13 protein-coding genes and 1 pseudogene are annotated in these 9,139 nt (G+C 63.9%); 6 read left to right on the forward strand and 8 right to left on the reverse strand.

Translation table 11 applies throughout. The features are described 5' to 3' along the window. Positions 1-55: 55 nt before the first annotated feature. Positions 56-700 carry a DsbA family protein gene (locus tag AC0L30_RS12315; RefSeq protein ID WP_007592163.1) on the reverse strand — a complete coding sequence of 215 codons (645 nt, stop codon included), beginning with the start codon at positions 698-700 and terminating at the stop codon, positions 56-58. A 106-nt stretch (positions 701-806) separates the two neighbouring features. Here AC0L30_RS12315 and AC0L30_RS12320 point away from each other — a divergent pair, with 106 nt between their 5' ends. Further along, positions 807-1,712, forward strand: a complete 906-nt coding sequence (locus tag AC0L30_RS12320; protein ID WP_007592166.1) for a LysR family transcriptional regulator — start codon at positions 807-809, stop codon at positions 1,710-1,712. Between the two features lie 49 nt (positions 1,713-1,761). Here AC0L30_RS12320 and AC0L30_RS12325 read toward each other — a convergent pair whose 3' ends face one another. From AC0L30_RS12325 to AC0L30_RS12335, 3 genes are all read right to left on the reverse strand, one after another. After that, entirely contained in the window at positions 1,762-2,199 is a 438-nt protein-coding gene (locus AC0L30_RS12325) for a type II toxin-antitoxin system VapC family toxin (protein ID WP_007592168.1), read from the reverse strand. Positions 2,200-2,202: 3 nt separating this feature from the next. Then, positions 2,203-2,445: a type II toxin-antitoxin system Phd/YefM family antitoxin gene (locus AC0L30_RS12330; protein ID WP_007592169.1), complete on the reverse strand. Its 243-nt coding sequence runs from the start codon at positions 2,443-2,445 to the stop codon at positions 2,203-2,205. Between the two features lie 104 nt (positions 2,446-2,549). Then, on the reverse strand, positions 2,550-3,446 hold the full coding sequence (locus AC0L30_RS12335) for a LysR family transcriptional regulator (RefSeq protein WP_007592170.1): 897 nt from the start codon (positions 3,444-3,446) through the stop codon (positions 2,550-2,552). Positions 3,447-3,708: 262 nt separating this feature from the next. Here AC0L30_RS12335 and AC0L30_RS12340 point away from each other — a divergent pair, with 262 nt between their 5' ends. The 5 genes and pseudogenes from AC0L30_RS12340 (at position 3,709) to AC0L30_RS12360 (ending at position 7,005) form a co-directional block, all read left to right on the forward strand. Then, a complete protein-coding gene (locus AC0L30_RS12340) occupies positions 3,709-4,443 on the forward strand; it encodes an SDR family NAD(P)-dependent oxidoreductase (RefSeq protein ID WP_007592172.1) in 735 nt (244 codons plus the stop codon). A 52-nt stretch (positions 4,444-4,495) separates the two neighbouring features. Then, on the forward strand, positions 4,496-5,248 hold the full coding sequence (locus AC0L30_RS12345) for a glucose 1-dehydrogenase (RefSeq protein ID WP_007592174.1): 753 nt from the start codon (positions 4,496-4,498) through the stop codon (positions 5,246-5,248). Between the two features lie 32 nt (positions 5,249-5,280). Then, entirely contained in the window at positions 5,281-5,880 is a 600-nt protein-coding gene (locus AC0L30_RS12350) for an NADPH-dependent F420 reductase (protein WP_007592176.1), read from the forward strand. A gap of 70 nt (positions 5,881-5,950) precedes the next feature. Further along, entirely contained in the window at positions 5,951-6,355 is a 405-nt protein-coding gene (locus AC0L30_RS12355) for a nuclear transport factor 2 family protein (protein ID WP_473404344.1), read from the forward strand. A 17-nt stretch (positions 6,356-6,372) separates the two neighbouring features. Further along, positions 6,373-7,005 (forward strand): annotated as a pseudogene (locus AC0L30_RS12360) (class I SAM-dependent methyltransferase). 122 nt (positions 7,006-7,127) lie between these two features. Here AC0L30_RS12360 and AC0L30_RS12365 read toward each other — a convergent pair. From AC0L30_RS12365 to AC0L30_RS12380, 4 genes are all read right to left on the reverse strand, one after another. Further along, positions 7,128-7,871: an SDR family oxidoreductase gene (locus AC0L30_RS12365; RefSeq protein ID WP_007592179.1), complete on the reverse strand. Its 744-nt coding sequence runs from the start codon at positions 7,869-7,871 to the stop codon at positions 7,128-7,130. 244 nt (positions 7,872-8,115) lie between these two features. Next, positions 8,116-8,526, reverse strand: a complete 411-nt coding sequence (locus AC0L30_RS12370; protein ID WP_007592181.1) for an SMI1/KNR4 family protein — start codon at positions 8,524-8,526, stop codon at positions 8,116-8,118. 76 nt (positions 8,527-8,602) lie between these two features. Then, positions 8,603-8,986 (reverse strand): hypothetical protein, encoded by a 384-nt coding sequence (locus tag AC0L30_RS12375; RefSeq protein WP_007592184.1) that lies wholly within the window; start codon positions 8,984-8,986, stop codon positions 8,603-8,605. Further along, positions 8,986-9,138, reverse strand: a complete 153-nt coding sequence (locus tag AC0L30_RS12380; protein WP_035992850.1) for an integrase — start codon at positions 9,136-9,138, stop codon at positions 8,986-8,988. The genes AC0L30_RS12375 and AC0L30_RS12380 overlap by 1 nt, the downstream gene beginning before the upstream one ends. Position 9,139 lies beyond the last annotated feature (1 nt).

Below are 9,139 nucleotides of genomic sequence, written 5' to 3' on the forward strand. Positions count from 1 at the left end.
GGTCTGGGATCGCGAAATTCAAACTGGATGGTCCGGTCTCTGTTGAGCGCGGCGCTCAGGCCGCCTTGAGTCCGTCGACGAGGACGTCGAGGCTGCCGAACAGCGCGCTCGCCTGCATCAGGCGGCGATCATGGCCCGTCCCTACGATGAGGGCCGGGACACCGTTGACGCCGAACCGGCGCATCTCGGCACGCGCAGCCTCCAGGCGCGCGCGGTAGGCGATGATCAATGCGGTGTCGGGGCTCGCCAGACGCGCGGCAACCTCAGGCAAATTCATCGTGCGCAGCACGTCCGACAGAACGGAGATATCCGTGCTGTCGCGGCCCTCGACATAGCGGACGAGCTGGAAGGCCTTCAGCGCCGCGAACTCCCGATCCGGGGCCATGAGCGCGACTGCCGTGAGCGCCAGTGTCGTCGGGCCGGAATCGAACAGGCGCGTGCGGTCGCCCAGCACATCGCGGCGATAGGCTTCGCTGAAGGGCTGGCCGCTCAAGCGCGAAATCCGCTGGTCGTTGCTCCAGGCATAAGCGGCAAAGCCGTCGTCCATCGGACGCGCGCCCTCGCCGGCAAACAGGCCTGTCGGCGCAAGTTCGACAGCGAAATCCGGCCGGGCGACGAGCTGTTCGAGCAGCGCGGCGGCGCCGTAGCACCAGCCGCAGAGCGGATCGAACAGGTAGGTGATGGGAATGGGCGCGGACATGGCGATCTCCTTGAACCGCAATGTGGCACGCGCACATTGGTAGATAAATATCAACAGAATATACAGAATGTATGCTATTGACTGACAATAGATGACCGGACGAGCCATGAACCTGAACCGCCTCGCCTATTTCGCAGCCGTCGTGGACACCGGATCCTTCACGCGGGCAGCCGAACGGCTCGGCATCACCAAGGCCGTGGTGAGCCAGCAGGTGGCGCAGCTGGAGCGCGACCTCGGCACCAGCCTGCTCGTGCGCACGACGCGCCGGGTCCATCCGACCGAGGCGGGCCGGACGTTTCATGCGCGCTGCGTCATGATCCTGCGCGAAGCGGAGGATGCCTTCGACGAGCTCGCCCAGGCAGCCGCCGAGCCGACCGGCACATTGCGGATCACGGCGCCCAACGACTACGGCACGGCCGTCGTCGTTGCCGTCGTCACCGCCTACGCGGCGCGCTATCCCAACTGCCGCGTGGAGTTGACGCTCGAAGATCAGACGGTCGATCTCGCCTCAGGCCAGATCGACATGGCGATCCGTGTCGGCTGGCTGGTCGATTCCAGCCTGCAGGCGCGCAAGACCGGATCGTTCCGGCAATGTCTGGTCGGCGCTCCCGCGTTCACGGATCGGATCGCCGCCGCGCGCGATCCCGACGACATCGTCACGCTGCCGTTCATCGCCAACATGGCGCTGCGCGAGCCGCTGCTGTGGCAGTTTTCGCGCGGCGATCTCGATCGACGCGCTGTGCGGCTGCAAGCAAGCATCGCGATCGACACGACGCCGGGGGTACTCGCGGCCGTGCTCGCCGGCGGCGGCCTTTCGGTGCTGCCAGACTTCCTGGTGGCCGACGATCTCGCGGCGGGCCGCCTCATTCACATCCTGCCGCAATGGCAACTGCCATCCGGCGGCATTCACACGGTCTACCCCGCGGCCCGCTTCCGGCCGCCCAAGGTGACGGCGTTCGTGGAGATGCTGATCGCGGCTCAGCGACAGGCGGGTTCGGTTGGGGCGGAGTAGCGGTGGGCAGCCAATTAGAGGCCACGCCCTCCCTATGCCTGCGCGATGATCAGGACGGCGGCAGCTCGTCGAAGGGATCATGCACGGGTACGCCGAGCGGCAGGAAATGCCTCGCGTTGCGTGACAAGACCGTCAACGAGTGCTGACGCGCAGTTGCGGCAATCATGATATCGGCAAATCCCGGAGAATGCCCCTGCCCTCGCGCGCGGTCCGACAATTGTCCGGCGATCCGCGCAGTGGGGGTATCGAACGCCAGGATTCGATCCTCATACAGGTGCAGCACGGCTTCCAGCCGTTGAGCCAAATCTCTACTCCTGCGCGTGGCTTTCTCGCGTCGCAATTTGGCTATTCCGTCCTCAACCTCCGCAATCGTCACGACGGACAAGAACAAGGAGGCGGATTGCGCATCCATCCACGCGACGAGTGCCGCAGGCGTCGGCCGGTTCGGCGAGGCGGCAGATATGACATTGGTATCGACGAGATACACGTCTCAGAAGTCGGTCTTGCGCAGCTTGGCGCGATTACGCGTCGGCACATCGCCCGCCCGCACGGGGGCCGCCATCAGCAGGCGCCCGAAGCTCGGCACCTGCGACAGACGCCGCCACTCCTCATAGCTCAAGACCACCGCCTGCTTTTTACCGTGACGCGTGATGATCGCGGGCTTGCCATCGACCGCTTCATCGACGACCGCGGAGAGGTTAGCCTTTGCGTCACGAAGCTGAATCTCTCGCATGAGTCCTCCAATATGACTACAGTAGTCATATTGGAGGGCGGCTTGTATTTCAAGGCATTCCCGGCCGACCACCGGACGGCATCCGAATGGACCGACCTGCCCCGTCAGTCGCGCGATACGGACAGCCCCGCGAGAAGCGGCGCGTACGCGGCGAGCCTGCGGGATACGAACTCGGTGAAGAGCCGCACGCGCTTGGTCTTGCGTGTCTCGCCCTGTGTGAGGAGCCAAACCGTTCCGTACATGTGTAGCTCGGTGCCCGGCACCCTCACCAGCAGGGGGTCGGCATCGCCGACGAAGCACGGCAGCGTCGTGATCCCGAGCCCTTGCCGGACCGCAGCGATCTGCGTCCCGGCGTCTGAGGTCCTGAATGGAACGCCCGTGGTGCGGACCTCGCCCGCGCTGGCCCAGTCCGGGATGCCGTGCATGCTGATGACGATCCAGCGCAAGGGATCAGGCGCGCCCGCGCGCCAGGCGGCCAGCCGATCCCTGGATATGTAGACGGCGCCGAACAGCTCCGGTCCCTTCATGCCGTGAAGATTTTGCGGGAGGGTTTTGCGGTCATAGACGACGCGGATCGCGACGTCGGCCTCCCGGTTGGTCAGATTAGCCAGCTCGCCGGCCGACAAGATATCCATCTCGATATCAGGATGCAGGCGCGCAAAATCGGCGAAATCGGGCATCAGCAGGTGCGTCGCAAGCGGCGGCGCCAGCGTCACCCGCAGACGCCCACGCACGCTCTGGTCGCGCCCGAACACACGCGTCTCCAGCAGGTGTGAGGAGGCTTCCATCTGGTCCGCGAATTCGAGGACCTCCTCGCCCGCAGCCGTCAGGCGGTAGCCCGAAGGCAGCTTTTCGAACATCTGCACCCCGAGGCGTTCCTCGAGCTGGGCGATGCGTCGCAGCACGGTCGCGTGGTTCACACCGAGGTGCTCGGCGGCCGCCCGCACCGAGCCTCCGCGCGCGACGGCTAGAAAATAGCGAACGTCATCCCAGTCGATCATGGTGCAATCCCGCACCGCGCGGTGCGCCTTCCAAAGCCCGGATCTGACGCCTCCTACAGCAGTCCGAGGGGTCATCATAGCCAGTTCCGACAAATACGACCCAGTTCCGAACGGCGGACCGTCGCGGCTGGCGTCGGACGCGCGGCCGGATCGATTTTGCACCACCGATGTGCGCGCTTCCGCACTCAACGCCTGACGCCGGCGGACCTATGTCGGGGACGTCGGGGGCAGATGCTGTCCCGGCACCACGACAGGAGAAATTATGGGAAAGCTTGACGGCAAGGTTGCAGTCATCACGGGTGGCGCGACCGGCATCGGCCGCGCCGCGGCAAGGCGCTTCATCGAGGACGGCGCCTTCGTCTTCATCTTCGGCCGCCGGCAGCAAGCGCTCGACGCGGCCGTCGCCGCCCTCGGGCCCAATGCCCGCGCGGTGAAGGGCTCGGTCTCGGATGAGCCCGACCTCGACCGACTCTACGCGGCGGTGAAGGCTGAGCGCGGAACCCTCGACATCGTCTTCGCCAATGCCGGCGCGGGAAGCCAGCTTGCGCTCGGCAAGATCACCGCCACGCATATCGACGAAACCTTCGACACCAATGTGAAGGGGACGATCTTCACGGTGCAGAAGGCGCTGCCGCTGATGCGCCGGGGCGGTTCGATCATCCTGACCGGATCGAGCGCCGGCACCACGGGCGCGCCGGCCATGAGCGCCTACAGCGCGAGCAAGGCGGCCGTGCGTAACCTCGCGCGGACCTGGGCGGAGGACCTGAAGGGCAGCGGCATCCGCGTCAACGTGCTGTCGCCCGGGGCGACTGCGACCGAACTCGCGAAGGAAGCGTTGGGCGAAGAGGGACAGAAGGTCTTCGCCGCGATGACTCCGCTGCAGCGCATGGCCGATCCCTCGGAGATCGGAGCCGTCGCGGCCTTTCTCGCCTCGTCGGACAGCAGCTTCATGACCGCCAGCGAAGTCGCCGTCGACGGCGGCCTGGCGCAACTCTGATCCCGGCGCAGTCCCGCGCCTGGCCCACACACACAACGAAGGAAGAAAGATCATGAAAAAACTAGAAGGCAAGATCGCAGTCATCACCGGCGGCAGCAGCGGGATCGGGCTGGCCACAGCCAAGCGCTTCGTGGACGAAGGCGCGCATGTCGTGATCACCGGACGACGCGAGAAAGAACTGAAGGAAGCCACGGCCTTCATCGAGAGAAACGTGACGACGGTCATCGGCGACGTGTCGCGCCTGGAAGATCTGGACCGGCTCTATGCCGTCGTGAAAGAGAAACATGGTCACATCGACATTCTCTTCGCGAACGCGGGCGCGGGAACGATCGCACCGCTCGCGATGGCTACCGAGGCCCATTTCGACCAGACCTTCGACGTCAACGTGAAGGGGCTGTTCTTCACCGTGCAGAAGGCCCTCCCCCTCTTCAGGGACGGCGGTTCGATCATCCTGAACTCTTCGGTGTCGAACGTGAAGGGGTTGCCAGGGTTCAGCGTCTACGCCGCGAGCAAGGCGGCGGTGCGCAGCTTCTCGCGCGCCTGGACGCTGGAGCTGAAGGACCGCAAGATCCGTGTCAACACGATGAGCCCCGGACCAACCGAAACCCCTGCCCTGGAAACAACGACGGGCTTGACCGCCGAGCAAGCCAAGCAAGCCGCCGCCGGATTTGCTTCACAGGTCCCGATGGGTCGCAGGGGCAAGCCGGAGGAAATCGCGGCTGCCGTCACGTTCCTCGCCTCCGATGAAAGTTCTTACGTCACCGGCGTGGATCTCGCCGTCGATGGCGGCATGGCGCAGGTCTGACCGCGCCATCGACACAAGATCGGAGAAACATCATGAGCTACGCAATTATCGGCTTCGGCCATATCGGCCAGGCCCTGGCCAGGGCGTTTGCCCGCAATGGCATCGAAGTATCCGTTGCAACCACGCGCGACCCGGAAAGCTTTGCATCCGCCGCGGCCGCGATCGGACCCACGATCATTCCCAAAAAGCTGGCGGACGCCGTCAAGGCGGACATCATCGTTTTGGCCGTCCGTTTCGAGTCGCACCAGGATGTCGCGAAGGCGCTGCCCACCTGGCAGGGCAAGACGATCGTCGATGTGACCAATGCCTACGGCGTGCCGCCTGAGAAACTGGGAGGACGACCTTCTTCCAAGGCCCTCGCGCAAGCCTTCACCGGCGGTCGACTGGTCAAGGGCTTCAACCATTTGGGTGCTGCCGTGCTTGGCCAGGATCCGGCCGTCCATGGTGGCAGGAGAGTCGTATTCCTGGCGAGCGACGACGACGCTGCCGCAGCGGAAATTGTCGCGCTTGCGGAAAAGCTCGGCTTCGCGCCGATCAAACTCGGCGGGCTTTCCGAAGGCGGACTGCTCGTGCAGGCGCGCGGAAACAGCTGGGGCCACCTGATCTTCAAGGATCTGGTCAAGTTCGGCTGATGAACACGGGGACACGAAGCATGCGATCGGATCGCGCGCGATCCGATCCGAGCGAAACGGAGAAATTCCCATGAGTATCGAGAAGAACATCCAGACCGTGAAGGACTTCTTCGCCGCGATCGGCCGTGGCGACAGAGAGGCTCTGCTGGCGCTGGTCACTGAGGACATCGAGTGGATCATTCCGGGCGAGGACTGGCCGCTGGCCGGAACGCATCGCGGGCACGACGGGGTGACGGATCTGCTGGAGACGGCATCCAGGTCGGTCGAAACGTCCACCGAACCCCGGGAGTTCGTCGCGCAAGGCGACCGGGTCCTGGTCGTCGGCTTCGCGAAGGGGAAGATCAAAGCCACGAACAAGACGTTTAGGGACGACTGGGTCTTCGCCATCACCGTTCGCAACGGCAAACTGACGAACATCAGGGAATACATCGACACGCAGGCACTGGCACGAGTCGCGCGCGTGTCGAATGCCTAAGCCTAAAGGAGATCCAGATGTACGACCAATCCAAGCTGTCCAAGTTGATCCGGTTCGCACGCATCAATGCGGGCTCCACCGTCATCGACGTTTACCCAGGCGATGGCGACTGGACCCGTCTCTTCTCCGAGATCGTGGGAGGCTAAGGACGGGTTGACAGCTTCGTGCCGGCCGAAGTGGCCCACTTCAAGAACGATCCGCTCGGTCGCATCCAGGCGCTTGCAAGGGAGCCGGGTCGAGACAACGTCGAAGCCGTCTCGGCGGACCTCGTGGCGATGCCGGAGGTCACGCGACCGGCGGATGTGCTGTGGCTGCACCTGTTCTACCACGATCTCCACACCGCACTGATCCAGGCCCGGGGCGCGACGGCGGCCCAATTCAATCGAGCCGTCTACGAGCGGCTGAAGCCCGGCGGGTGCTACGTCATCGTCGACCACGCCGCCGCGCTCGGGGCGGGCACGAGCGAGGCCCAGTCGCTGCATCGGATCGAGCCTGCATCCGTTCGCAAGGAGGTGGAGGCGGCCGGCTTCGTGCTGGACGCACAAAGCACCCTGCTCGCGAACAAGGACGACCCGCACACGATCAAGGTGTTCGATCCCGCCATCAAAGGCAACACCGATCGCTTCGCCTATCGGTTCGTGAAGCCGTGACGCCTTCCCCGCGAAAGCAGCGCGCGACCCTTCACTCCCGCACAATCGACCGCGCCGGGATGCCCGCGCCGATCAGGATGCGGCAAATCCCTGAATGTTTGTTACCCGGCATGACGGCGGGCTCAGGCCTGCTGGGTGGGATAAAGCGTGAGGATGTTGACGTTGACCCTGGGCGGTTGCGTCACCGCGTAGAGGATGGCAGCGGCGATGTCCTCGCTCTCGAGCTGCTCCATGTCTCCCAGTCTGGTCTCCACCGCCTGGCGGACATCGGGACGCATCTGCGCGACAAACTCGGTTTTGACGGCCCCCGGCTCGATCGTCGTGACGCGGATGCCGTCCTTCCCGACTTCGCGTCGAAGCGATTCCGCCATGGCGCTGGCAGCATGCTTGGTCCCGGAATAGACCGTTGAGGCATGGATATAGCGTCCGGTGCCGGATGAGAGGATCACGATATGCCCCGAACCTTGCCGCTTCATTCCCGGCAGCGCGGCATGGATCGGGTAGAGCAGCCCCAGGAAGTTTACGTCGATCATCTGACGGTATTCAGCTGTCGTGGTGTTCTGGAACGGCGCGGCGACGCCAACGCCGGCTATGCAGAGCAACATGTCGAGCCGCCCAAACTCCTCGATAGCGCGCAGCACCATCGCCGAGACCTGCGCCTCGTCCGAAACATCGACTTCGAGCGGAAGCGCCTGGCCGCCGGCTTGGCGTATCCGCTCCGCAAGATCTCCCAAGCGCTGCATGCGCCGGGCTGCGATCGCCACGCGCGCTCCTTCGGCTGCAAGAGCCACGGCCGTTGCTGCTCCAATCCCGGATGACGCTCCGGTCACCAGCGCGACTTTTCCGATCAGTTTGCCTGTGCCCATGCGATGTCTCCGTTCGTCTTGCTCCCGCGGCTCACAGCATTGAACGACTTCTTGACGAAATCGCGGTGCGGCTTGTGCGGAGCGGACGCGCGAGTATCCGAGGCGAGGCTGCCGCGCAGCAGCAGCAAGCCCCAATACGAATGCGACGGATTTCGCTTTTGGCGGCGGGCTTCAGCAGCTCCAAACCGGCCGCTGGGCATCGACCTGACAGCGAAGTTGATCGTCGGCGCCCACGCGCGTGCTGCTATGAATCGGGGACCAGAACGGCGAGAAACTCCGGGAAGCTCGTCGCGACCAACTCCACGCGGTCCTCGCCAGGCTCCTGTTCGTGATCCCACCAATAGATGGCTCCGGTGCTCGGACCCATGCGGCAATCCAAAAGGTAGAGGTTACCACCTTGGTCTTCGCCAACTGCCAGCATCCCTTCGGGAAGGACGTCGCCAACCAGTTCATAACAACCATCGAGTTGGAGGTAGTCTTCAGCGTCCCCGATTTCGAAGATGCAGCTCACATCCCAGTAGTCTGGATTGGTCGAGACGACCTGAACCGGACGAGACGGCTCTTCCCTGTGTGACCGCAGGAAGGCGAGATACGTCACGGGCAAGCTGGCCCCAAGCGCTGCTTCCAAGCTCTCAATTCGTCGTTCGGCGTCCATAACGCGATGCTAGCGCTCGGCCCGCTCTGGCTCAATCGTCATCCCGCCCTCGTTCTTGAGCTTTCGGTCAGCCGGATCACTTTTGGGCCCTGCCGTCAGATGACTGCTCTGCCGACCCGCCGATTTTCTTCGCGACCACATAGACGTCGACGCCGCTCATCGAGCATTCCTCGCTTGATGCCTGGCTTTTCGTGATGACCTCGATTGTCTTGCCATCCTTGGTGTGAAACGTGATGTCGTAAACCTCCTGGTGGAGGTCCTTGCCGATCTTTTCGGATGCGAGACGAACGGCCTTGGTCTGCGCCTCGATCACGGATGGAATATCGATCAGGCCGGCGTTCTTGAGGTGCACGAGGGCCATGTTCGTGGGCCAACTCGCGCAGTCCGGAGACTTCGCCAGAGCCACCGCAGCCGGCATCACAAATATTGCGGCCAGTACCACTTTCAACGCGGCGCGCATCAATGCACCACCTTGATCGAGTGGTCGCCACTTTCGCAGATCTGCTTGCGCCTATTGATGGGCAGGACGGTAACGTACATGCCGTCGCGGTCGCCGCGCTTGTAGAGCTTCTTGCCAGGCTTAAGCTTCGGAAGTCCCGTATCGGTCAACAAG

It is taken from the genome of Bradyrhizobium sp. MI1.11 (genome assembly GCF_055811255.1).

Coding starts and splice junctions, on each gene's coding strand:
- AC0L30_RS12315 (WP_007592163.1), bottom strand. CDS start 700: ATGTCCGCGCCCATTCCCATCACCTACCTGTTCGATCCGCTCTGCGGC.
- AC0L30_RS12320 (WP_007592166.1), top strand. CDS start 807: ATGAACCTGAACCGCCTCGCCTATTTCGCAGCCGTCGTGGACACCGGA.
- AC0L30_RS12330 (WP_007592169.1), bottom strand. CDS start 2,445: ATGCGAGAGATTCAGCTTCGTGACGCAAAGGCTAACCTCTCCGCGGTC.
- AC0L30_RS12335 (WP_007592170.1), bottom strand. CDS start 3,446: ATGATCGACTGGGATGACGTTCGCTATTTTCTAGCCGTCGCGCGCGGA.
- AC0L30_RS12340 (WP_007592172.1), top strand. CDS start 3,709: ATGGGAAAGCTTGACGGCAAGGTTGCAGTCATCACGGGTGGCGCGACC.
- AC0L30_RS12345 (WP_007592174.1), top strand. CDS start 4,496: ATGAAAAAACTAGAAGGCAAGATCGCAGTCATCACCGGCGGCAGCAGC.
- AC0L30_RS12350 (WP_007592176.1), top strand. CDS start 5,281: ATGAGCTACGCAATTATCGGCTTCGGCCATATCGGCCAGGCCCTGGCC.
- AC0L30_RS12355 (WP_473404344.1), top strand. CDS start 5,951: ATGAGTATCGAGAAGAACATCCAGACCGTGAAGGACTTCTTCGCCGCG.
- AC0L30_RS12365 (WP_007592179.1), bottom strand. CDS start 7,871: ATGGGCACAGGCAAACTGATCGGAAAAGTCGCGCTGGTGACCGGAGCG.
- AC0L30_RS12370 (WP_007592181.1), bottom strand. CDS start 8,526: ATGGACGCCGAACGACGAATTGAGAGCTTGGAAGCAGCGCTTGGGGCC.
- AC0L30_RS12375 (WP_007592184.1), bottom strand. CDS start 8,986: ATGCGCGCCGCGTTGAAAGTGGTACTGGCCGCAATATTTGTGATGCCG.